This is a genomic window from Nitratiruptor sp. YY08-26, from assembly GCF_016593215.1.
Taxonomy (GTDB): domain Bacteria; phylum Campylobacterota; class Campylobacteria; order Campylobacterales; family Nitratiruptoraceae; genus Nitratiruptor; species Nitratiruptor tergarcus.
Genome location: NZ_AP023063.1, coordinates 1,317,575 through 1,341,633, shown reverse-complemented (window position 1 = coordinate 1,341,633; position 24,059 = coordinate 1,317,575). Strand labels below are relative to the sequence as shown.

General features: G+C 34.4%; 25 protein-coding genes. 23 read left to right on the top strand and 2 right to left on the bottom strand.

Annotation, left to right across the window (positions count from 1 at the left end; all coding sequences use genetic code 11):
• Positions 1 to 16 precede the first annotated feature (16 nt).
• Complete coding sequence (locus JG738_RS07235; protein WP_159445334.1) at positions 17 to 154, bottom strand: hypothetical protein; 138 nt, start codon at positions 152 to 154, stop codon at positions 17 to 19.
• On the opposite strand from JG738_RS07235, the gene JG738_RS07230 reads away from it, so the two are divergent.
• Genes JG738_RS07230 through JG738_RS07120 form a run of 23 tightly spaced genes read left to right on the top strand, consistent with a single transcriptional unit; the run spans position 154 to position 23,312 of the window.
• Positions 154 to 1,263, top strand: coding sequence for a homoserine O-acetyltransferase (locus JG738_RS07230; protein WP_201337244.1), 1,110 nt, complete (start codon positions 154 to 156; stop codon positions 1,261 to 1,263). The two genes, JG738_RS07235 and JG738_RS07230, sit on opposite strands and share 1 nt — an antisense overlap.
• Complete coding sequence (gene xseB, locus JG738_RS07225) at positions 1,260 to 1,442, top strand: exodeoxyribonuclease VII small subunit (protein WP_084276342.1); 183 nt, start codon at positions 1,260 to 1,262, stop codon at positions 1,440 to 1,442. The genes JG738_RS07230 and xseB overlap by 4 nt, the downstream gene beginning before the upstream one ends.
• On the top strand, positions 1,439 to 2,239 hold the full coding sequence (locus JG738_RS07220; RefSeq protein WP_201337243.1) for a carbon-nitrogen hydrolase family protein: 801 nt from the start codon (positions 1,439 to 1,441) through the stop codon (positions 2,237 to 2,239). The genes xseB and JG738_RS07220 overlap by 4 nt, the downstream gene beginning before the upstream one ends.
• The gene (locus JG738_RS07215; protein ID WP_201337242.1) at positions 2,236 to 2,916 is read left to right on the top strand and encodes a ThiF family adenylyltransferase; all 681 of its coding nucleotides are present in this window, start codon (positions 2,236 to 2,238) and stop codon (positions 2,914 to 2,916) included. Before JG738_RS07220 ends, JG738_RS07215 begins: the two co-directional genes overlap by 4 nt.
• Entirely contained in the window at positions 2,906 to 4,027 is a 1,122-nt protein-coding gene (locus tag JG738_RS07210) for a succinyldiaminopimelate transaminase (protein ID WP_201337241.1), read from the top strand. The genes JG738_RS07215 and JG738_RS07210 overlap by 11 nt, the downstream gene beginning before the upstream one ends.
• The gene (locus JG738_RS07205; protein ID WP_201337240.1) at positions 4,027 to 4,584 is read left to right on the top strand and encodes a hypothetical protein; all 558 of its coding nucleotides are present in this window, start codon (positions 4,027 to 4,029) and stop codon (positions 4,582 to 4,584) included. The genes JG738_RS07210 and JG738_RS07205 overlap by 1 nt, the downstream gene beginning before the upstream one ends.
• Positions 4,584 to 5,894: a UDP-N-acetylmuramate--L-alanine ligase gene (gene murC, locus JG738_RS07200; protein WP_201337239.1), complete on the top strand. Its 1,311-nt coding sequence runs from the start codon at positions 4,584 to 4,586 to the stop codon at positions 5,892 to 5,894. Before JG738_RS07205 ends, murC begins: the two co-directional genes overlap by 1 nt.
• Complete coding sequence (locus tag JG738_RS07195) at positions 5,895 to 6,257, top strand: hypothetical protein (RefSeq protein ID WP_201337238.1); 363 nt, start codon at positions 5,895 to 5,897, stop codon at positions 6,255 to 6,257.
• Positions 6,257 to 8,434: an endonuclease MutS2 gene (locus JG738_RS07190; RefSeq protein WP_201337237.1), complete on the top strand. Its 2,178-nt coding sequence runs from the start codon at positions 6,257 to 6,259 to the stop codon at positions 8,432 to 8,434. The genes JG738_RS07195 and JG738_RS07190 overlap by 1 nt, the downstream gene beginning before the upstream one ends.
• Positions 8,431 to 9,570 carry a non-hydrolyzing UDP-N-acetylglucosamine 2-epimerase gene (gene wecB, locus JG738_RS07185; protein WP_201337236.1) on the top strand — a complete coding sequence of 380 codons (1,140 nt, stop codon included), beginning with the start codon at positions 8,431 to 8,433 and terminating at the stop codon, positions 9,568 to 9,570. Before JG738_RS07190 ends, wecB begins: the two co-directional genes overlap by 4 nt.
• Positions 9,551 to 11,299 (top strand): methyltransferase domain-containing protein, encoded by a 1,749-nt coding sequence (locus JG738_RS07180; RefSeq protein ID WP_201337235.1) that lies wholly within the window; start codon positions 9,551 to 9,553, stop codon positions 11,297 to 11,299. The genes wecB and JG738_RS07180 overlap by 20 nt, the downstream gene beginning before the upstream one ends.
• Positions 11,296 to 11,754, top strand: coding sequence for an adenylyltransferase/cytidyltransferase family protein (locus JG738_RS07175; protein ID WP_201337234.1), 459 nt, complete (start codon positions 11,296 to 11,298; stop codon positions 11,752 to 11,754). The genes JG738_RS07180 and JG738_RS07175 overlap by 4 nt, the downstream gene beginning before the upstream one ends.
• Positions 11,751 to 12,338, top strand: coding sequence for a CDP-alcohol phosphatidyltransferase family protein (locus JG738_RS07170; protein ID WP_201337233.1), 588 nt, complete (start codon positions 11,751 to 11,753; stop codon positions 12,336 to 12,338). Before JG738_RS07175 ends, JG738_RS07170 begins: the two co-directional genes overlap by 4 nt.
• Positions 12,332 to 13,015, top strand: coding sequence for a CDP-alcohol phosphatidyltransferase family protein (locus tag JG738_RS07165; RefSeq protein ID WP_201337232.1), 684 nt, complete (start codon positions 12,332 to 12,334; stop codon positions 13,013 to 13,015). The genes JG738_RS07170 and JG738_RS07165 overlap by 7 nt, the downstream gene beginning before the upstream one ends.
• On the top strand, positions 13,012 to 14,244 hold the full coding sequence (locus JG738_RS07160) for a lipopolysaccharide biosynthesis protein (protein ID WP_201337231.1): 1,233 nt from the start codon (positions 13,012 to 13,014) through the stop codon (positions 14,242 to 14,244). The genes JG738_RS07165 and JG738_RS07160 overlap by 4 nt, the downstream gene beginning before the upstream one ends.
• A complete protein-coding gene (locus JG738_RS07155; RefSeq protein ID WP_201337230.1) occupies positions 14,210 to 15,271 on the top strand; it encodes a glycosyltransferase family 4 protein in 1,062 nt (353 codons plus the stop codon). Before JG738_RS07160 ends, JG738_RS07155 begins: the two co-directional genes overlap by 35 nt.
• Complete coding sequence (locus JG738_RS07150) at positions 15,268 to 16,221, top strand: glycosyltransferase family 9 protein (RefSeq protein ID WP_201337229.1); 954 nt, start codon at positions 15,268 to 15,270, stop codon at positions 16,219 to 16,221. The genes JG738_RS07155 and JG738_RS07150 overlap by 4 nt, the downstream gene beginning before the upstream one ends.
• Positions 16,218 to 17,216: a glycosyltransferase family 2 protein gene (locus JG738_RS07145; RefSeq protein ID WP_201337228.1), complete on the top strand. Its 999-nt coding sequence runs from the start codon at positions 16,218 to 16,220 to the stop codon at positions 17,214 to 17,216. Before JG738_RS07150 ends, JG738_RS07145 begins: the two co-directional genes overlap by 4 nt.
• The gene (locus tag JG738_RS07140) at positions 17,213 to 19,342 is read left to right on the top strand and encodes an STT3 domain-containing protein (protein WP_201337227.1); all 2,130 of its coding nucleotides are present in this window, start codon (positions 17,213 to 17,215) and stop codon (positions 19,340 to 19,342) included. Before JG738_RS07145 ends, JG738_RS07140 begins: the two co-directional genes overlap by 4 nt.
• A complete protein-coding gene (locus tag JG738_RS07135) occupies positions 19,339 to 19,935 on the top strand; it encodes a sugar transferase (RefSeq protein WP_201337226.1) in 597 nt (198 codons plus the stop codon). Before JG738_RS07140 ends, JG738_RS07135 begins: the two co-directional genes overlap by 4 nt.
• Entirely contained in the window at positions 19,935 to 20,939 is a 1,005-nt protein-coding gene (gene galE, locus JG738_RS07130) for a UDP-glucose 4-epimerase GalE (RefSeq protein ID WP_201337225.1), read from the top strand. Before JG738_RS07135 ends, galE begins: the two co-directional genes overlap by 1 nt.
• Positions 20,921 to 22,018: a glycosyltransferase gene (locus JG738_RS07125; RefSeq protein ID WP_201337224.1), complete on the top strand. Its 1,098-nt coding sequence runs from the start codon at positions 20,921 to 20,923 to the stop codon at positions 22,016 to 22,018. Before galE ends, JG738_RS07125 begins: the two co-directional genes overlap by 19 nt.
• Positions 22,005 to 23,312, top strand: coding sequence for a sugar transferase (locus tag JG738_RS07120; protein ID WP_201337223.1), 1,308 nt, complete (start codon positions 22,005 to 22,007; stop codon positions 23,310 to 23,312). The genes JG738_RS07125 and JG738_RS07120 overlap by 14 nt, the downstream gene beginning before the upstream one ends.
• On the opposite strand, the gene JG738_RS07115 is transcribed toward JG738_RS07120, so the two are convergent.
• Positions 23,309 to 24,049 carry an EI24 domain-containing protein gene (locus JG738_RS07115; protein WP_201337222.1) on the bottom strand — a complete coding sequence of 247 codons (741 nt, stop codon included), beginning with the start codon at positions 24,047 to 24,049 and terminating at the stop codon, positions 23,309 to 23,311. The genes JG738_RS07120 and JG738_RS07115 overlap by 4 nt on opposite strands.
• Positions 24,050 to 24,059: the final 10 nt, after the last annotated feature.

The window sequence follows — 24,059 nt, the reverse complement described above, 5'->3', positions numbered from 1 at the left end:
CTAAGCTTGCATCAATTTATGGCAAGAGATCGAGATGAGAAGCAAGAGTAAACTTTACTACCATTTTGACTTCTTCTTGCACACAATCAAATTTATCTTTTTTATATGGCCATTTGAGTATAATAAGACGAAAATGTATAAAGAGGTCACTCATTGGAAATAACTACAAAAACGGCAAAGTTTACCAATCCTCTCTACCTTGAAAGCGGACGGATATTAGAGCCTTATGAGATAGTGTATGAAACTTATGGCCAGCTCAATGAAGAAAAAAGCAATGTAGTGGTAGTATGCCACGCTTTGAGCGGATCCCATCATGCTGCTGGGTGGTATGAAGGAGATAGAAAACCGGGATGGTGGGATGCGCTCATAGGAGATGGCAAAGCAATAGATACGAAGAAATTTTTTGTTATTTGTACCAATACGCTTGGCAGCTGCTTTGGATCTACCGGTCCAATGAGCAAAATGTATCCAAGCGATGAGCCTTACCGTTTTAAATTCCCAGTTATCACCATTAAAGATATGGTGAAAGCCCAACGGATACTCTTTGCAAAACTGGGTATTGATAGAGTGCATGCAGTTGTAGGTGGAAGCATGGGAGGAATGCAGGCTTTGCGCTTTGCTGTGGATTTTCCAGGATTTGCTAAAAATATTATTGCACTTGCAGCTACGCATGCTACAAAACCTTGGGTCATTGCATTTAATGAGATTGCAAAAGAGGCAATTATTAAAGATCCAGATTTTAAAAATGGGCAGTACGATCCAAAAGAGTTGGAGCAAAAGGGGCTTACTGGTTTAGCGATTGGACGAATGGCAGGACATATAAGTTTTTTGAGCCACTATTCGATGGATAGAAAATTTGGAAGAGATTATGTTCCAAATGAAGGAATCTATGAGCTTTTTGGGAGATTTCAAGTAGAGCGCTACCTTGAATATAATGGATACAATTTTTCTAAATGGTTTGATCCTCTTAGCTATCTCTATATTACAAAAGCTATAAACCTTTTTGATCTCTCTACAGGTTATGACTCATTAGAAGAGGCGCTGGAGAGAATTCGATCAAAGCTTTATCTTATAGGATTTGAAAAGGATCTTCTCTTTTTGCCTGAGGAGATGCGTCAAATAGATGAGGCAATGGAGAAGTGTGGAAAAGGGGAGCTAAGCGAATATTATGAAGTTAAAAGCGATTATGGGCATGATGCTTTTTTGGTAGAGATCGATAAATTTAGCGACTACATCCATGCTATTGTAGAAGGAAAGAGATGAAAGATTTTGAAAGCAGACTCAAAAAAGCAAAAGAGATTTTAGATGAACTGATGAAACAAGATATTACGTTAGCAAAGAGTGTGGAGCTTTATAAAGAGGGGATGAAGCAGCTCAAAGAGGCTGAAAAACTCCTTGAAGAGGCAAAAGTAGAAATAGAAAAGATAGAGAAAAATAAATGAATATAGCAGCACTGCAGATCTCTTCACTTGGACTTAGTCCAAATAGGCTTGATTACTACTGTCGCACAGCAGCTACAAAAAATGTAAAAGTGCTTCTTTTACCAGAGTACGTACTCAATCCTTTCTTTGGTGAACTACAAGAGATTCCAAAAAATATGCTATTGCAGCAGACGCAGACCCATCTTGATATTTTAAAAGATCTCTCGCTCAAATACGATTTAGTAATCGTAGCACCAGTTATAAGAGGTTATAAAGGCTCACTCTATAAATCAATTGCTTTGGTGCGTAGTGGAAAGACTTACTACTACAATCAGCAGATTCTCATAAACTATCCCCACTGGAATGAAGAGCGCTTTTTTGATAATCCAGTCCAAAAGTTAGAAGCTCCACTTGTTTTTCGCATCGATGGTGTTAAATTTGGAATACTTCCAGGTTTTGAGATCCATTTTGCATCATTGTGGAATGCACTAGCAAAAAAAGATGTAAATGTAGTACTTGTGCCAAGTGCATCTACATTTGGTTCGACACAAAGGTGGAGAGAGATCTTGCAAAGTATGGCTTTTATGTATAATTTTTATGTCATACGTGCTAATAGAATTGGTGAGTATAGAGATAAAGATGGCAATATTTGGGATTTTTATGGTGATAGTATGAGTATCGATCCCGGGGGAAAAATCTTGGTAAATCTTGGGAAAAAAGAGGAATTTCTCATTGAGCATATAGACAAAAAAATAGTCAAAGAAGCAAAAAAGAGCTGGGGTTTTCGCCATGCTTTGAAAAAAAGAGGTGCATTATGAGAGAGTATTTTAAGCGACAAATTCAGCTTTGGGGAGAAGAAAAGCAATTTGCACTACAATCAAAGTCGATTGCTATTGTCGGATGTGGAGGGCTTGGAAGCTCTCTTGCACTAGCACTTGGAGCAAGTGGGATTGGGAAGATCTATTTAGTAGATTTTGATGAGGTGAGTGTGCACAATATTCATCGCCAAATCACATTCAAAGTTGAAGATGATGGCAAACCAAAGGCGGAAGTAAATAGGTGTGTGATTGAAGGGCGGTGCCCTTATGTAGAGGTTGAGAGTTTTATAGAGGGCTTTGAGGAGTTTGCAAAACGCAATATCAAAGTAGATCTTATTCTCGATGCTACAGATAATCTGCCTATTCGAGCAAAAATAGATGCATATGCAAAACAACGCAAAACACCTTGGATCTATGCCAGCGTAGAGGAGTTTCAAGGGCAGGTCTGTTTTATGGAAAAAGCGAGTTTTCAAGCTTTTAAGATAACTGAGCGTACTCCAGGAGGGATTGCTGCGCCTATTGTTATGATGGTTGCTAGTTTTGAGGCAAATTTGGCACTACGTTATCTTGCTGGATTGCCGATAAAAAAAGATCAGCTCTATTTTCTCTATTTTGATGAAGAGGGAGAGTTTCAAGTAAACAGATTTGCTATGCCAAAGGATACAGATGCAGTTTGAAAAATACCCTTTTGAAAAACTTACTGAACTTTTGGAAAAAGTTGAGCCAAATAACGAGTATGCACCGCTCACTCTTACCATTGGTGAGCCACAATTTGCAGCACCAAAGTTTATTCAAGACAAGCTTTGCCAAAGCAGCCATCTTTTAAATAAATACCCAAAAACAGCAGGTGAAGATGAACTTAAAAAAGCAGTAAAAGATTTTGTAAAGAGGCGCTTTGCTATAGAACTTGCTGATGAAGAGTTGGTACTTACGTTTGGTACTAGGGAAGTACTTTTTAATTTTCCTCAATATCTTCTTTTTGATAAAGAGAGCCCAGTAATGGCTTTCACAAACCCTTTTTATCAAATATATGAAGGGGCTGCAATTGCTAGTAGAGCAAAGATAAAGTATCTTCATCTTACAAAAGAGAATGATTTTAAACCACAAATCGATGATAGTCTCAAAGAGGCAGATTTAGTCATTATCAATTCACCCAATAATCCTACAGCTTCAGTAATGAGTCTGGATGAGCTAAAAGAGTGGGTTGAGGCAGCTTTGGAGTACGATTTTGTACTTCTCAATGATGAATGCTATAGTGAGATCTACAGAGATGTTCCACCAGTATCGCTTCTTGAGGCAAGCAAAGCGATTGGGAACACGCAATTTAAAAATATCCTGGTTGTGAATTCAATTTCAAAAAGAAGCTCTGCACCAGGACTTCGTAGCGGTTTTTTAGCAGGCGATAGCAAAATCCTTGATGGATACAAGCGCTATCGAACTTATGTAGGATGTGCTTCGCCGCTACCTTTGCAAAAAGCAGCAGCAAATGCTTGGAGTGATGAGCTGCATGTAGTAGAAAATCGTGATAGATATCGCAAAAATTTTAAGCTTGCACATGAGATTTTGAATGTAGCTGTTCCTGAAGCTACATTTTATCTATGGTTAGAAGTTGGAGATGATTTGAGTTTTACCAAAGAGCTTTATGCAAAATATAATGTAAAAGTCCTTCCAGGATCCTTTCTTGGGAGAGAGGGAGCTGGTAAGGGATTTGTCAGAGTTGCGCTTGTGTATGATGAGCGTAAAACTGAAGAGGCGCTACAACGCATAGCAAAGTTATGGAGAGGGTAATGGATATAGAGAAATTAAAACAAGATAGAGAATTTTTACAAAATTTAGAGGAGCAAAAAAGAAGTGCTTTACGAAGCAAAGATATAGTAAAAATGTATGATGTGCTAGATACGATGCTTGCACTTGATATGGAAGAAGAGAATATTGATCTTTTGTATCAAAATATTTTAGAAACAGCTTTTGATACATTAACGCAGATGCTTACAGAAGGCCAGAAGTTTGATTTTCATAAAGAGTTTGATGAGTATGTAGCAAGGGCTATTTATGAGCACGCTTTGGAGCGATGGGATAGGGGGGAGCGCAAAGGTGCTAAAGAGCTCTTTTTGGTTTTGAGTTTTCTTGTACCGCAAAATTATAAAGATGCGATGTTCTTGTCACTTGTTGCAACTGCAAAAGGAATGAGTCTTGATGAATTTTTAAATAACTTTGTAGCAAAAGAGAAAATAGAAGAGGAGAGTTTCTTTTTTGATAAATTTACCGATAATGCGAAAAAGTTTCTCAAGGAAAATGAAAAAACATTAGATGAAGAGTTGAAAAAAGCGGAGAAGTTAGCGTAATGAAATTGCATTTTATAGGTATTGGTGGAATTGGACTCAGTGGTCTTGCAAGATTTATGAAACATGAAGGGTATGAAGTAAGCGGTAGTGATATTAAATGGATACCACTACTGAAAAAACTGCAACAAGAAGGTATAAAGGTTTCTGTTCCTCAAGCAGCAGATAATATTACTCAAGATATTGACATCGTGATTTATAGCGCTGCAATCAAAGCTAACAATCCTGAGTTGTTAGCTGCAAAGAAAGCAGGTATTCGAACACTTTCACGCAGAGAAGCTTTGCCTCTCATCCTTGGTGGTAAAAAGATTTATGCAGTTGCAGGAGCACATGGCAAAAGCACAACGAGTGCAATTTTGGCTTCAATACTCAATAACTCCAGTGCAATAATAGGAGCAGAGAGTAAAGAGTTTGGATCAAATGTAAGGTATAAATACACTGAGACTGTTGTTTTTGAAGCTGATGAGAGTGATGCAAGTTTTTTGCAAATCGAGCCGCACTGTGCCGTTGTTACGAATGCTGAACCTGAGCATATGGAATTTTACAATCATGATCTTGATCTCTTTTATGATGCATACAGAGAGTTTTTAAAAAAGGCGAAAGTACGAGTAATAAATGCTGAAGATCCTTTTTTAGGAAGTTTAGATATCGATGCAATTAAGCTCTATCCAAGCTGTGATATTAGGATAATCGAGCATTTTTTGGAAGATGATGAACCATATATTAGATTTGAGTTGCGAGATTTTGGAGAGTTTGCAGTATGGGGATTTGGAAAACACATCGCTTTGGATGCCTCTCTTGCCATATTGGCAGCAATGCAGGAGTTAGGACTTGACGAGATAAAACGCAATATTAAAAATTATCGTGGAATCAAAAAGCGCTTTGATATTGTGGCTAAAGATGAGGGGCTTATTGTCATAGATGACTATGCGCACCATCCAACAGAGATTAAAGTTACTCTCTCTTCACTTTTGGAGTATGCCAAACTCAAAGGGATAAAGGATATTACAGTGGTGTGGCAGCCACATAAGTATTCAAGAGTGCTTGATAATCTCAAAGAGTTTATGCACTGCTTTCCTCATGGAGTCAAACTTGTGATACTTCCTGTTTGGGCTGCAGGAGAGGAGCCAAGAGATATAGATTTTGCAACGCACTTTGCTCACTACAATCCACTCTTTATCGATAGAGTTAAAAGATCTGATAAATGTCTTGTCCTTTTGAAAGATCACAAAGAGGCTCATATGATAAATAAAGGACTCGTGATTGGTTTTGGAGCTGGAGATATTACTTACCAGTTGCGAGGAATAGAATAGATGGCTTTTTTCTATTTTATTCTTTTTTTGCTACTGATCTTTGCCATTATTGGTGCAGTTGTCTATTTTTTTACAGAGCTCACTTCAAGAATAAAATATTTTATTCTTGCTGGATTACTTGTAGGATGGGCAGCTATTTTTGCTTACTCTTACTTTCAAAATAAAAAGCGCATAGAGCGTGATAAAATCTATTATGAATATCTTCATGATAAGAATATTACTTGCATAGATTCTTTTGGTAAGGAAGTGATTGTTAATAAGCAAAACTTCAATTTTGTCAGCGGTACACTCGTATTTATGGGTAAGGAAGGAAGCCGATATGAAGGGCTTGTGATAAGTATTGATAAGTGTAAAGGAGAGTAGTGGAGGAAAAACTCGATCTCAAAGACTTCTTAGATAATTTCCGTACTTTTTTTGCCAGATTCAAACCTTTAGCCATAGAAGGTGATATCAATCTTCATTTCCAATTTATTAATGAACTCAAAAAGTATCGCTTTAAAGCTCCTCCGCAGATAGCAAATCTTGATAAAGCACTTATGCATCTGCAAAAGCAAGGAGTTTTGAGTAAAGAGGAGATTTTTGAATTTATCAAAATTTTTCGCTATTTTTTTTATCTCAAGACATTAAAGTTTGAAGGAAAAATAGGAGAATGGTTAGCGAGTATCACTATACCAGAAGAGCTTGCACGCATAGAAGAGTATTTTGACCAAAACGGAGAGATAAAAAGTGAAGTAGATGAGAGACTTGCTACTTTAGAAAATGCTCTCAAACACAATAAAGAGCAGATTCGCCAAAAACTCCAAGCTCTCATTAATGCAAGGAGATTGCAAAGTTATCTTGTAGATAGGCAGATCCATTATGTAAATGGCGAAGAGGCTTTGCTTGTGAGAGGTGGATTTAATCATGTACTTAAAGCAACTGTTGTTGGAAGAAGTAGCGGTGGATTTTTTTATGTAGTACCAGAAGATCTCAGAAAACTTAAAGATAAGGAGGCAGAGCTTTTAAGCCAGATTGAAGAGATCCACTATCATATTCAAAAACATATTAGTACAGTTTTTCACAAATGGCTCCGTTTCTTGCAATATATCAATAGGCAGTTTGACCGGTTTGACCACTATCAAGCAAGAATAAATTTTGCAAATGCATATGATTTGCGTATGATTTTACCAAGTAGTGATAAAAAAATCGTTTTGAAAAATTTTGCGCACCCAGCTATTGAGAATCCTAAGCCTGTGACTATCGATTTTAGTAAAAAGATCTTGATAATTACTGGTGTCAATGCGGGCGGGAAGACGATGCTTCTCAAATCAATTTTAGCAGCTGCTTACCTTGCAAAATATCTTATTCCCATGAAATGTGATGAGAAGAGCCATATAGGAAGATTCAAAGAGATTATTCCAATCATTGAAGATCCTCAAAATGTAAAAAACGATATTTCCACATTTGCTGGGCGAATGCTTGCTTTTAGTAAACTTTTTCAAAAAAATGATGCATTAGTGGGTGTTGATGAGATTGAGCTTGGGACTGATAGTGATGAGGCGGCAACGCTTTTTAAGGTAATCTTGGAAGATCTTTTGAAAAAAGATATAAAGATAGCTATCACAACGCACCATAAACGTCTTGCATCACTTATGGCTGCACATGAAGATGTAGAGCTTTTGGCTGCAATGTATGATGAAGAAAAGGGTGTACCAACCTATGAGTTTTTGCAAGGGATAATTGGTAAGAGTTATGCTTTTGAGACAGCAAAACGCTATGGAATTCCACAAAGAATAGTGGCTAGAGCAGTAGAAGAGTATGGTGAGGATCAAGCAAAGCTGAGTGAGTTAATAGAGCGGGGGAGTGAGTTAGAAAAAGAGTTACGACGTAAAAATAAAGAATTAGAAAATGAACTAGAGCTTGTACGAAAAAATCGTATTTTGCTCGATGAAGAGCGTAGTGCAGTTTATGAAAAGCTACAAGCTGAAAAAGCTAGACTCCAGGCTCTTTACAAAGAAGCAATTGACGAGGCAAAAGCTGCTATTAAAGCTAAAGAGACAAAAGAGGCACATCGCCATCTCACCCAAGCTGCACAGAAAGCAAAAAAAGCAACAATTAAAAAACCTGAGCCAAAAGAGCTTAAAGTTGGCGATGAGGTAAAGTATAATAAAACAAAAGGCATGATTGTAGGTATAAGAGGAAAAGAGGCTACAATTGAAGTAGAGGGTATGAAACTGCGAGTGCCATTAGCAGATCTTAAGCCTACGAAAATTATCAAAAAGAAAGCAAAAGCAAAACTAAAAGTATCTAAACCTTCAAAACTCTCTGTTAAACTTGATCTCCATGGCTTAAGAGTTGAAGAGGCACTTGAAAAAACTGATAAATTTTTAAGTGATGCTTTGCTTGCAGGATTTGATGAAGTGCTTATATATCATGGAGTAGGAAGTGGAAAATTAGCTCGTGCAGTGAGGGAGTTTTTAAAAGAGCATCCAAGAGTTAAAAGCTTTCATGATGCTCCCGCGAATATGGGAGGTATGGGGGCAACGGTGGTGGAGCTATGAAAAAGATCCTCATAGTTTTTGGTACACGCCCAGAGGCTATAAAAATGGCACCGGTGGTAAAAGCTTTGCAAAGCCAAAAGAGTTTTACTACAAAAGTTTGCGTCACGGCACAGCACCGTCAAATGCTTGATCAAGTACTAAAACTCTTTGAAATAGCACCAGAGTATGATCTTAATATTATGAAGAGTGGACAAGATCTCTATGATGTTACTTCAAATGTGCTTTTGGGTGTAAAAGAGATACTTGATGACTTTCAACCAGATATTGTTCTAGTACATGGAGATACAACAACAACATTTGCAGCGAGCCTTGCAGCATTTTATCAAAAAATAAGAGTTGGGCATGTAGAAGCAGGTCTGAGGACATATAATCTCTACGCTCCCTGGCCAGAAGAGGCAAATAGAGAGCTCACAGGAGTACTGGCTACCTATCACTTCGCACCAACAAAGAGTGCTAAAGAAAATCTTATAAAAGAAAATAGAGATCCAAAAAATATTATAGTAACTGGTAATACTGTGATTGATGCACTATTTTTGGCACTCAAAAAAATAGAAAATGATAAAAATCTTCAAAATAAAATCATCAATGCTATCAATCGACAATATAAACTACAAGATAATAAAAAGATCATTCTTGTTACAGGACATAGAAGAGAAAATTTTGGAGAGGGATTTAAAAATATTTGTGAAGCTTTAAAAACTATTGCTCTGCAAAATCCACATATCGATATAGTCTATCCCGTACACCTCAATCCAAATGTACAAAAACCAGTAAAAGAGATACTCTCTCATATTGCAAATATCCATCTCATTGAGCCACTATCCTATGAAGAGTTTGTCTATCTTATGGATAGATCATACTTTATCATTACAGATAGTGGAGGGATACAAGAAGAGGCTCCATCTCTTGGAAAACCAGTACTTGTTATGCGTGAGACGACAGAGAGACCAGAAGCAGTAAAGGCCGGAACCGTGAAACTAGTCGGAACTGATAAAGAAAAGATAGTCAAAGAGGCGCAAAAGCTCATAGACGATGAGCAAGCATATGAGAAAATGGCAAAGGCTCACAATCCTTATGGAGATGGAAGGGCAAGTGAGAGAATCAAGGAGTTTTTGATTGAAGCAGAAATTGTATAAAATTTATGGATTTTTACATACCTTAAAATATCCAGATATTTTAAAAGCTTCTATAAAATCTTTGTTTGATGAAACTGTTTTTGATAATGCAACACATCTCAAAATGGCTGCTGATTGGCTACTTTTTATGCAAAATGAAGATGGTGGATATAGTAGGAAATTTTCATTTTTAAGTGGAAGAGATAAGAGCTATATTGAAACCACGGGGTATATCATACCATCGATGTGGAGAGTTGGAGAGTATGTAAAAGAAGATAGCTATATAAAATCTGCTAAAAAAGCAGGAGAGTGGTTGTTAAAAGTACAAAACGAAGATGGAAGTTTTAGTGAAATTGATTATAACAAACCTTTTGCTTTTGATACTGGTCAATGTTTAATAGGGCTTAATTTTTTGTATGAAAAAACAAAAGATTTTCAATATTTAGAAGCAGCGAAAAAAGCAGCATATTGGCTAGCGAATAATCAAGAAGCCGATGGCAGATGGGAAAGAGTGGCTTATAATAAGCAGCCTCATACCTACTATTCACGCGTAGCAGCTGCGATGTATATGTATGGAAATTTAGCAAATGATGAGGAGATTAAAAAAGCAGCTTTAAAAAATATTGAGTGGGTTTTAAATAAACAGGATAAAAACGGTTTTTTTCAACTTTCTTCTTTTTTAGAGGGTGTGCCCCCATTTTTGCATACTCTCATTTATGTTTTAGAAGGGTTGCTAGATATTTATGCAATAAATAGAGATAAAAAGATTTTAGAAGCGATTTTGAAAAATGCAAATCGATTCAAAGAGATTAATCTCTATCGAGATTTGATATTATGTTCTCAATATGATAGTAATTTCACTTGTCTCAATAGTGAAAAATGTATGACAGGTCTTGCTCAATGGGCTGGAGTCGCTATGAGGCTTTTTAAAATAACTAATGATGAGGATTATAAAAAGTGTGCGATCAATACTCTTTTTTATCTTAAAGCAAAGCAGCTTAAAAGTTCAATTATGCAAGGCGGATTTTGTGCTTCTATTCCTTTTTGGGGAAAATACGGAGGCTTTGATTTTGTCAATTGGACGAATAAGTTTTTTATAGATACTTTGTTGGAATATAAAAATTTAAGTAGAGAAATTGAACAAGAAAATTTTGTAAAAACTGCTTTCAATATTTCCTCTGATGTAGTAACGAATAATTTATCTTATATGGATAAAGAATATATCAAAAGATTAAAGAATATTTTGCCAAGAGATAAAAAGATAAAAGTGCTTGATGTTGGGTGTGGTAAAGGAGTTATCATAAATGTACTGAAAAAAGAGTTTAAAAATATAGAATTTTTTGGAATAGATCCTGTCTTTGAAGAAGAATATATTTTAAAAGGCAGTGTTTATGATATTCCTTTTAAAGAAAACTTTTTTGATATGGTTATGGCTTTTGAAGTATTACAACATACTTATATTGATAGTGCTTTAAAGGAGATTAAAAGAGTATTAAAAAATAATGGTGAGATAATTATAGGAGATAGAAATCCTTATTCTGTTTTAGGAATATTAAAGCCTATTTTGGAATTCAAGGGCAAATGGATGTATCCTTTTGATTCTCCTTTTAGAGAAAAATGGTATAGTAAAAATGAGTGGGAAAAAATTTTAAAAGAAAATGGATTCAAATTAGAAAATATTGAAGTTATTGAAGGAAATGGAAAGAGATTTGTAAATAGATATTATTTTATAAGAGGGACAGTTTTATGAAACGAGTGATAACATATGGAACATTTGATATGTTTCATATAGGTCATTTAAATCTATTAAAAAGAGCTAAAGCTTTGGGAGATGAGTTATATGTTGGAGTATCAACAGATGAGTTTAATAAACTAAAAAATAAAGATATCTTTATTCCATATGAGGATAGAGTAGAGATTGTTAAAAGTATTAAATATGTCGATTTTGTATTTCCTGAGAATAGTTGGGAGCAAAAAATTGAAGATATAAAAAAATATAATATTGATATTTTTGTGATGGGAAGTGATTGGAAAGAAAAATTTGATTATTTACAACAATATTGTCAAGTAATATATTTAGATAGAACAGATAATATTTCTACAACTCTATTAAAAGATAGACTAAAAAAATATTTGGATATTAATGTAGAAAATTTGAAAAAACTTCAATATGAAGTTGATAAACTTATAAAGCATTTTGAATGATAATTAAGTATACCGATATTTTGTCATATTATGTTTATCAAAAGTTAGCGTATCAAATGACATTACTTCTATCAAAAACTAAAATAACTCCAAATCAAATAACGATAGTAAGTTTATTATTAGGTATATTTGCTGCGATATCTTTTTATAATGAGTGTAAACTTTTATCATTTTTATTGTTGCATCTATCTTTTTTATTCGATTGTGTAGATGGACAACTAGCACGTGCTACAAAGCAATTTTCTAAAAAAGGCACTTTTTTAGACAATATCTCAGATAGAATTGTAGAAAATGCAATACTGTTGGTATTTGTTTATAGATATAATTTTTCCCCAGGTAGTTTATTAATATTTTTAAATATGTTGTATTCGTATATTCAAGATATTTTAATTTATTCTCATGTGCAATTTGAAAAATTGAATAAAAGAGAAAAAATTATATTTTCACCTATCTATTTTTTAAATAGGAGTTTTGTTATTTTATTTTTGAGCATAAGTCTGTTTTATCCAAAAATATTATTATTCCTAGTGTTTTTATATGCTTTAGGGATAGTGTTCTATTTTTATAGGATATTCAAATGGTGATAGAGAAAAAGCATATTGAACAAGTCTTTAAACAGCGTAACTGGTGGGATTTGATTATAAATTTGAAAATATCGTTAATTATCACTAAATACCTTGCCAATAAAACAAAAATTACTCCAAATCAAGTAACTTTATTAAGTTTAATAGTTGCTATTTTTGCAGGAGTTGCTTTTTGGGAGGAATATTATATTTTAGGTGCTTTTTTATATCAATTTAGTTATATTTTGGATATAGTAGATGGTGCATTGGCAAGAGTTACTCACCAAACATCGAAATTTGGTGCTTTTTTGGATGTTTTTACGGATTGGATAAAAGCTCCTATTTTATTTGTGATTTTGTTTCTTAAATTCAATCAAGTTTATTTGTTAATTGTGCTTCTATTGCTACTATTTTTTAATTGCTTAGTAAATAAATATAACGATATGCTCTATTATCAAGGAAGTAGAAGTATTACAAAAGATTTAGAAAATGCTCATGAGAAAAATTTGCTAAAAAGATATCTTCTTTTTATGAAAGAAAAGCACATACAGCCATTTCCATCTACAATTGAAGTGGAAGCACTACTATTATTTTTCTATCCTATATTTCAACATGTGATTTTTGTTTATACGGCTTTTGCAATTTTGATTTTCCAATTTACTCTTAAATTTTATGCGATAATCAAAAAGATACAATGAAAAGACTTTTACTCTCTTCATCTTTTATTACTGTTTTAGTTATGAGTATAAATTTTTTATTTAAGATATATCTCTCTTATAAAATATCAAAACATGAGTTAGGTCTATTTTATACTTTTATGGATCTCATTGCTATTGGAATAATGGTTTTTAGTGGATTTAAAGATAGTTTAGTTAAAGCTTTCGATGAAGAATATTTCAAAGGTGTTGTTTATTGGTATTTACTCTCTTTTTGGGGACTTTTTATTATAATTTGCTATTTTGAAGTTATTTATTATAACTATATTTTTGAGTATAAAATATTTCCTCTTTATTATTTAGTAATTATGCTATTTGCGAATGCTTTGGCGATATTTTTTTCTTACTTTAATGCTGCATGGAAGCAGTATAAAGTTATGCTATTTGAAAATCTATTTATGGCATTAGGACTGGTTGGATCTTTCTTTATTTTTAACTCTTTTTTTGATGGTTTACATAGCCTCTTTTTTGCATTTGTTTTTTCCTATTTTTTAAAAGTTTTTTTTATAAATAAATTTTCTCAATTTAAATTTAGCTATGAAAAACTTAGCTTGTATAAAGTAAAAGATTTTTTCAAAAACAATATCTTAACGGCTTTGATGTACTTTTTTAGTGGACTAGGAATAAGTTTAGCATCATTAATTATTATAAAACTTTTCCGTGATATAGATTTTTTATCGGAGTATCAAGTTGTTATTAGGAGTATATTTTTTTCACTGGTTGCTATATTTGTTTTTCCCCTCAATAGTTTTACATTTCCGGAAATATCTAAACTCATTGCTCAAGATATGATAGATGAGATCAATAGGATTGATAGAAAACTTATTTTTTATTTGAGTATCTTTTTTCTTGTGATTATTGCAAGTCTTTTTCTTACACCATATATAGTAAAGTTTATCTTTCCAAAAGAGTATGAAAAGAGTTATAAAATGCTAAATCTTCTCTTACCAACCCTCCCTTTTTTAGCATATACCACTTTTTCATTAAATATCCTCAAAGGATTTAATAGATTTGACATGGCACTCAGAGTAAGAGTTTTTGGTTTTTTACTTTTTTTGTCTGTAGTTATGCTGTTTTATATAGTGCATTTTGATGCAAAAAGCGTAATTTACAGTTTCGTTATAAGTTTTTTAGGAATGTTCTTATTAGCACTTAAATACAAAAAAAGATTGCTCGATGAAAATACTTTTTATCCCCCACGTACCAAATAAAAACGTCATCAATAGAGTGTATGAATTGGCAAAAAATAGCGATGGAATTGTTTTAGATTGGTATATTGATAATAGTTCCTTGAAAAATAAGATATTTTCACAAGCAAAAACATTAATGAAAACTATTTCATTAAATGAAAATTTTCTTTCTTTGCCTCTTCTTTTCAAACCAGAATCTTTTGCATCTTATATTAATACATATATGCTTAATCAAGTAGTGAAAAAATATAAAATAGATGTAGTTGTTAATGCTAATGCTCTTTTGTTTGATGTAGAAAGAATTGAAGTTCCAGTAATATATGATTTGGTAGATGATCATTTAACTAAAAATTTAACTATTGGTTTAACTGAGAAAAGAGTAAAAAAGATTGAAAAGGATATAAAACATGCAAGAGGTGTGGTTTGTGTTACTGAGTCTATTGAAGAGAAAGTAAAAAAAATTCATCCAAAAACGATAACAATCGAAAATGGTGTTTATATAGATAAGTTTAAAAAAGCGCGATCTTTAAAAAAAGAGTTTGGACTCGAAAACAAAAAAGTTTTTGGCTATATAGGTGGTGTGGAAGAATGGACAGGGATAGAAAAAGCGTGTGAAGCGTATAAGCAAATAAAAAGTTCTGATACTGCAATGATGATAGTTGGTGATTCCAAAAGCAGTTTTTTCCAAAATCTTAAAAAAAGATTTAAAAATGATATCATTTTTACTGGAGCAGTTGCTCCAAATGAAGTAGCAAACTATTTTAAAACTTTAGATATTGGTTTGATTCCGTTTGAGCTTAATGATTTTACAAATAATGCTTTTCCTATTAAAGCATTAGAGTATGGATTGGGTGGAGCGCAGGTTATTGCTACGCCTTTAAAAGTTTTAGAGCAAAAGAGACTTCCCTATATTCATTTTTGTCCAATAGAGGATTTTCCAAATTGGATGCAAAAAATTGAAAAAAAAGAGTTCTCTTATGATTTTACTCCTTATAGTTGGCAAAACCAGGCACAAAAACTTTTGCAATTTATCAAGGATGTTTTATGAAGCGAGTTGTAATTTTTCATAATGGCGGTATTGGTGATACTATTATGGCTACGCCTATGATGCAAATGCTATATGATAATGGTTATGCAATTGATCTTTTATTGCACTCTTCACTTAATAAAACAATTATCACTGGACTCAATATATTTGAAAATATATATGTTATTGATAAAAAGAGTTATTTACTTTTTTTTGTATTAAAAAACTTTAAAAAATATGACTATCTCATAGGGACTGTGGGTGCAGATGTCAAGAAACTTCAAATGCTAGCACTTTTGATAGGTGTAAAAGAGTGGTTTGGCAAATATAATGAAAAAAACAGGCACAGGATCGATGAGAATATAGATGCGGTTAAAGAACTGCTGCACAAAAGTCAGGTTAAGCAATCTCCTTATGTCTATTTGCAAGAAAATGAGAAAATAATTGAAAAATATATTGAAAAAAACAAAAAAAATTTAGGTTTTGCAATAGGTAGTGGAAAAAATCAGAAATTTAAAAGATGGGATATTGAAAATTATAAGAAGTTGTTTGAAAAGTATCAAGATGAGAATATCTTGGTCTTTATTGGTCCTGATGAGATAGATTTAAAAAAGCAGTTAAGAGAGTGTAAAAATATTACAGTTGTTAATGAATCATTAAAAGATACCATAGCGATAATCAACCATTTGGATCTTCTTGTAGGGAATGATAATGGATTGATGCATATAGGATATGCTTTAAAGAAAAAAACATTAACTCTTTATGGGATGACCAATAGATTGGAAATTGGCGGTTATGATGAGAAGATAAACCATTATATCGATTTAGAGCTTTCCTGTCGAGAGAATGGATGTTTTGATTCAAAAATTTGGGGAATTCGGTGTGTGAGAGACTCTTTTGCATGTCTTGAGAAGATTACGCCGAAAATGGTTAGAGACAGGATAGATGCTATTTTAAAGGAAAATAGGTGAGTAAAATTTCTGTAATTATTCCTATTTATAATGAAGAAAAATATATTGCTAAATGCCTTGATTCCATTATCGAGCAGGATTATCCTAAAGATAAAATGGAAGTTTTACTTGTAGATGGCGGAAGTAATGATAAGACGATCGATATTATCAAAAAGTATCAAAAGAAGTATCCTTTTTTTAAGCTTTTTCGCAATCCTAAAAAAATCGTTCCAGTTGCGATGAATGTAGGTATCAAAAATGCAAAAGGAGAGTATATTATCCGACTTGATGCACATTCTTCTTATCCTAAAGACTATTTTAGTAAGCTTATTTATTGGCATGAAAAATTAGGTGCAGATAATGTTGGCGGGATAGTTGTGACTAAAGTTAAAAACAAAACAAAAACATCTCATGCTATCAAAAATGTTCTAAGCGATAGACTTGGCGTAGGAAGTGCCTTTCGAAGCGGAGTAGATGCAATTAAAGAAGTAGATACCGTTCCCTTTGGGTGTTATAAAAAAGAGATTTTCAATGAAATTGGTCTTTATGATGAGCGTCTTGTGCGCAATCAAGATATAGAGCTTAACAAGCGACTCAAAAAAGCGGGTGGCAAAATCTATTTAATTCCTGACATAAAGGCTACCTATTATGCGAGGGAAAGTTTTAAAGATTTGGCCAAAAACAGTTTTGAGAATGGAAAATGGAATATTTTAACAGCATACTACACAAAAACGCTCTCCTCTTTGTCTTTGCGCCACTTTATCCCTCTTCTTTTTGTTTTGACGCTACTTATGAGTGCGGTTTTGAGCTTTTTTTTCTCGTGGTTGGGCTATCTGTTTTTATTTTTACTTGCTTTTTATTTGACTATAATTACACTACGAAGTTTGCAAATCAAAAAAGATACCTCTCTTTTGCATCAGGTACTTGCTTTCATGGTGCTGCATTTTAGTTACGGATTTGGAAGTTTGGCGGGATTGTTCGATGTTTTGAAAATGAAGATAAAAGGACAAAAATGAGTATAGAAAAAAAGAGCCTGTGGACGGTATTGGCTATCGTTGTAGCCTACCTCTTTTCCTATCTGCTCCATCTCTACTGGATTGGGTGGGCAAGCCACAATCCCGAATTTTTTTGGAACGGCCAGTTGATGATCAACAACGTGGATGGATACTTTTTTGGAAGCGGAGCGCAAAAGATTTTATATCACTTGCATCTAGACAATCCAAGACTTCTTGACATATGGCGTTACGGCACAGCGGTTCTTACCGCCTATATCGTCAAACTCTTGCCAATTTCACTCGATACTGCTATGCTCTATCTTCCTCCTGTCATCAGCTCCCTTGTGGTTATACCTGTTATTTTGATTGGCAGGCTTTATGGCAATCTTTTATGGGGATTTTTGAGTGCACTCATAGCTTCCATTGGCTGGAGTTACTACAATCGGACATTGGCTGGTTACTATGATACTGATATGTTTAGTGCAATGCTGCCGATGTTTATCCTCTTCTTTTTGCTTGCAGCCGTTAAATATCGCTCATTAAATTACATTCTAGCAGCTTCTTTAACTGTTATTCTCTATCCTTGGCTTTACGATCAGGGGCTTTCCATTGTTTATGCGATGGGAATCATGATGTTTTTATACCTTGTGATTTTATATCGAAACGAAAAGTTCTCTTACCAAGCTATTATTATTTTTTCCTTTGCCCTAATGCCGATTTTTTGGGTACTTAAGCTCTTTCTTGTGCTCATTCTTTGGTATCTGCTCAAAACATATGATACAGAGCTTAGAAAACTCCAAATAGCTGCCGGTGTGAGTGTTTTGGCCTTTTTGCTACTAGGAAATGTTTTTGGTATTATTTTGCATAAAGTCTTCTCTTATACCTCCAAAACGGAGCAGATATCCGGACTTCATTTTCTCAACGTCAACGAAACGGTTCGAGAAGCTGGAAAGATTCCTTTTGAAGTGGTAGCCGATAGGATTGTGGGTTCCCTTTTAGGACTTGTCATCGCTGTTGTCGGGTATATTTTATTGCTTGTGCGCAACAAAGAATTCATTATCGCACTTCCATTGTGGGGGATCGGTTTTTTTGCATATTTTGGAGGTCTTCGTTTTACCGTCTATGCTGTTCCAATTGCTGCGATGAGTGCGGTTTACTTCTTTTTTTGGCTCTCTGAACGTTTTGAAGCTAGAAAGATCCGCATGGCAATAGTGAGTCTGGGTACTCTCTTTGTTTTAACTCCCAACATCACTCATATCACGGGATGTTGCGAAAAGATAAGCTGGCTTGATGGCATCAAAGGATTTTATCCGCTAAAAAGTTATCCATATCTAACTCCGACTACTCTTTTAAAAAGCGAAGTGGCACTCCTCGATGAACTCAACAAAAAAAGTTCTCCTAAAGACTATGCGATCACTTGGTGGGACTATGGATATCCTATCTGGTATTACGGGGATGTCAATACCCTTATTGATGGAGGCAAGCATAATGAAGACAACTTTTTAGTATCTAAAATTCTTTCTACATCCAATCAGCGCCTGGCAGCCAATTTGGCAAAACTCTCTATCAAAGTCTATACAGACACCAATAAAACTGTTGCACCACAACTCTTTATTAAAAAAGGAAAAACTATTAATGTTGATAAATTTTTTACTAAAATTTCTTCTAAAGAGTACAAATCTCCAAAATTAAACAGAAATATTTATTTGATTTTACCTCATAGGATGTTTAATATTTTTCCAACTGTTACCTATTTTTCTCAGCGTAATCTTAATACTGGAGAAGTCTATCGTAGGGAGTTTTATTATAAAAATAGGATAATGCAAAAAGGGAATAAGCTCTATATTGGACAACTTATAGTGGATCTGCAAAGAGCAACAGTTCTAATAGGTAACCAGCAAGTTCCTATTAAAAGTGTCTATATTGTAGGAATTGATAGAAGTGGAAAAAGCCATTATAAAGAGCAAAAAATTCGTGATAAAGGAATTAATCTTATTATTAATAAAAGTTTTGGTGAAGCACTCTTAGCAGATGATATGTATCTTCATTCTACATTTTTTCAGATGTATCTTTTTGATAAATACGATCCCGAGCTTTTTGAGCCAGTTATTATAAGTCCTTGGATGAAGATTTATAGAATAAAATGACTCCAAAACAAAAACGAATAAAAAGAGCCTTTGATGTAGTAGGGGCATCTGTAGGGCTCTTTATTACTTGGCCAATTATTCTTATTGCTTGGCTGATAGCCTCTATCGAAACAAAAAGTAATGGATTTTTTTTACAAAAAAGGGTAGGAGAGGGGGGAAAGCTTTTTACTATCATTAAAATTAAGACGATGTATCAGCATGCAAAAGGCTCTTCAATTACTACAGCCAAAGACAAGCGTATAACAAAAAGTGGTCGTTTCTTTCGTCGCTATAAAATAGATGAGCTTCCTCAACTCATTAATATCCTTAAAGGGGATATGAGTTTTGTAGGGCCAAGACCAGATGTACCGGGATATATGGATAGACTTAAAGGTGAGGATAGAGTTCTTCTTTCTATCAAACCTGGCATAACAGGTCCTGCTACGCTAAAATATAGAGATGAAGAGGGGATTTTAGCAAAAGTGGACGATCCACAAAAGTATAACGATGAGGTAATCTGGCCAGATAAGGTGCGTATTAATAAAGAGTATCTGCGCAACTGGTCGCTGAAAAAGGATATAACATATATTTTACAAACCATTAAAGGAAAATGATGCAAAAGATTCTCATTACCGGTGGTGCCGGTTACATTGGCTCCCATGTAACAAAAGAGCTACTCAAAAGAGGTGACTATGAGATTACTATAGTTGATAATCTATCAACCGGATTTGCCGAGACGATTGAGAGAATTAAGCAATTTTATGGGGATGTCGATTTTATCAAACTAGACCTCTCAGATTGGGATGAGGTGAATAAGCTTTTAGGGCAAAAGAAATTTGATGCAATTATCCACTTTGCAGCAGCACTTGTGGTACCGGAGTCTGTAGAAAATCCTCTTAAATACTATCTCAATAACACTGCAAATACTGCAAATCTCATAAAAGCAGCTGTACAGAGCGGGGTTGGGAAATTTATATTTTCTTCCACTGCAGCAGTGTATGGAGAGCCTGAAACTATTCCAGCTACAGGTATTACTGAAAAGGATGAGACCTCTCCTATAAATCCATATGGCCACAGCAAGCTTATGAGTGAACAGGTTTTGGCTGATAGTGCCAAGGCGTATGATGGTTTTAAGTATGTGGCACTTCGCTATTTTAATGTTGCAGGAGCAGATATTGGTGGAAAAATTGGCCAATCTACCAAAAATGCAACGCACCTCATTAAAGTTGCAGCCGAGACTGCTCTTGGAAAAAGAGATAAGATATATATCTTTGGTGATGACTATCCTACCCCAGATGGTACATGTATCCGCGATTATATTCATGTCGACGATCTATCATTAGCACATCTTGAAGCGCTCGATTACTTGGATGATCATGAGAGTGATGTTTTTAATGTAGGGTATGGGAAAGGTTATAGTGTTAAAGAGGTAATAGACACAATGAAAAGAGTAAGCGGAAATGATTTTGCTGTAGAGATTACGGGGCGCAGAGCCGGAGATCCAGCTATGCTTATAGCAAATTCGCAAAAATTGCAAAAGGCTACCAACTGGAAGCCAAAATATGATAATTTAGAGCTTATATGTAAAACTGCGTTAGAGTGGGAGAAGAACCTATAAGAGTTGCTGTTGTTCACGATTGGTTAGTAACACAAGGTGGGGCAGAGAAGGTTTTACGCCAAATAGTAGAGCTTTTTCCCGAAGCTGATATCTATACTCTTGTAGACTTTTTAGATGAAAAACAAAGAGAGGAGATTTTACTTGGTAAAAAGGCAACTCCCTCTTTTATTCAATATCTTCCTTTAGCAAAAAAGTATTTTCGTAATTATCTTCCTCTTTTTCCAAAAGCTATTGAGAGTTTTGATTTATCACAATATGATTTAATCATCTCCTCATCATGGGCATTTGCCAAAGGAGTAAAAAAAACAAAAAATCAAAAGCATATATGTTACTGCCATACCCCTATTCGCTATGCTTGGGATCTCTATGAAGAGTATGTACAGCCTTTGCATCCTCTTAAAAAATGGCTGGTAATACCAACGCTTGCTTATATTCGTAAATGGGATAGAGAGAGTGCCAAAAATGTGGATCTCTTTATTGCTAATTCTACCTGTGTAGCACAAAGGATCCAAAAACATTATACCCGGGATGCTACTATTTTACATCCACCGGTTGATTGTAACAAGTTTAGACCAAGATTAGAAAAAGAAGATTTTTATCTTACACTTTCTCGTTTAGTCCCTTATAAAAAGACGCGTTTTATAGTTGAAGCTTTCAATGAGATGCCACAAAGAAAGCTCGTTGTAATTGGTGAGGGTGAAGAGCTTACTTATTTAAAAAAAATAGCCAAGAACAATGTAGAAATTCTAGGATTTCAGCCTGATAGTGTGGTGGTAAAGTATATGCAAAAAGCAAAGGCTTTTGTATATGCAGCAAAAGAGGATTTTGGTATTGTTATGGCAGAGGCTCTTAGCAGCGCAACGCCTGTGATTGCCTTTGGAGAGTGTGGAGCAAGGGATATAGTTTGCAATGGGTGTGGGGTGCTCTTTGCTAAACAAAAGAGGGAAGCTATAATGCAGGCGGTAGAACAGTTTGAGAAGATGAGCTTTTCTAACAAAAGACTAATTGAATATGCGCTACAATTTGATCAAAAAATCTTTAAAGAAAAACTGTTGCGAATAATCAATGAAAATATATAGATATTTAAGCCCTCTACTTCTTTTTCTATTTGATGCTCTTACTATTGTGGGTTCAATTGTATTAGCGTATGAGAGTAGGGAGATTTTTATCAGCACTAACGATATATCATTGATACGCTATTTAACGCTCTATGTTTTCTATCTACCCCTTATAATGTTTATCTATGAGGGGCTCTATCATTATAGATACGATTTTTGGCAAGAGTGTAAACTTATCTTAAGAGCGCTACTACTCTCATTTTTGATTGTACTTAGTTACTTGGCTTTAACAAAATCCATCGATAACTATTCGAGGTTTGTAGTCGTTTTAGCTTTTATTTATATGACATTTTTCATACCTTTGCAAAAAAGGCTTGTTAAATGGTTGCTCTATTCTCTTGGTATCTGGAAAAAAGAGGCAAAACTTCTTGGAAGCGATCCCTTTTTAGAAAAAAATATTTTTGATAACTATTATGTTGGTTATGTTCCAGCAAAAAATGGAAGTGATACTGTCTTCATAGATCCGCATAGCGTTTCTTTAGATTCAATGGATACAATTCTTAAAAGTGAGCTGCGCAAACATCATGAACTCTACTTTATGCCGATAATTCGTGATTTTAATCTCACACAATCGCAAATTTTTGAGTTTTTTAATAGCAGATCCAATCTCATTTTACTCCAAAATAGATTACAAAGTAGAGTCAATATTGCAACTAAAGAGATCTTTGATAAAAGTACTGCTTTTTTACTTCTGATTGCTCTTTTGCCATTTATAGGAATGGTTGTTATTATAAAAATTTTTATGGAGCCTCGCACACCTATATTTTATAAACAGCGACGTTTAGGGAAGGATGGGAAAGAGTTTTATCTTTTAAAATTTCGCACAATGCACGTAAATGCAAATGAGATCTTAGAAGCCTATTTCCAAAAGCATCCTGAAAAAAAAGAGGAGTGGGAGAGATATAAAAAATTAAAAGATGATCCAAGAGTTACTCCGCTTGGACGGATTTTGCGAAAATACTCAATTGATGAGCTTCCGCAACTTTTTAATGTATTACGAGGAGAGATGAGTCTTATTGGTCCTAGGCCTTATATTCCAGATGAATTAGAAAAGTTAGCTAGTTATAAAGAGGAGATTTTGTTAGCAAAGCCTGGAATTACAGGGCTGTGGCAAGTACTTGGACGCAATAGTCTGAGCTTTGAAGAGCGTATGGCAATAGATAGGTGGTATGTATATAATTGGTCATTATGGAACGATTTTGTGATTCTTCTTAAAACCTTCCGTGCTGTTTTAGAAAAAGAGAAAACCTCTTAAGAGCGTAAGCGAAAGAAGAGGTGTGCCATAACTGCTACAAAATAGACCTGCAAGAGCATACCAGCAAAGGGAATGAGCGTGATGAGGTAGAGTATTCCAGTAGTGCTCATTATTTTAAGGCGATATTTTTTGAGTATCTCCTCAAGTTCTTTTTTTCTCATAATCTCTCCACCTACATCAAGGCTCAAAAATGAGTGAAAAAGATAGTAAAAAGGAATGTTGAGTGCTATAACATTGAGCAAAGGTATAAAATAGGCAAAAGCAGCAAGGAAAAAGACCCCTACTGTTTTTAGGAGGACTTTTAGCATCATGACTATGTATTCTCCTATACTAATGCTACCCTCTAATACAATGTGGTTATAGTGACGCTTATGTATCTCTTTGACTACGATAGGAGTAAAAAATCCCATCACAATAGTAGCAATTGCTGTTGAAGCTAAAATTGCAAGAAGCGTTCCAAAAATTGCAAGAAGCGTTCCAAAGATAATTTTAAAAATAAAACTCCCAGCAATGGCAGCAAACCAGGGATGGGCTTGAAAAAATGATGCAATATCAGGATCTTGCAAAGCTTGTGGATTTTGTGCTACTTGACTGAGGAGCTCAATGATATTGCCAATGGAGCCAAAAGCGATACCTGCAAAGATTATGAGAGTAATAAAAAATGGTGCAAATGTGAGAGTGAGAAACTTTTTTGTCAAAAAATCCTCAAAAGCTGCAACAAAGATCGATTTTTGCATAACTACCCTT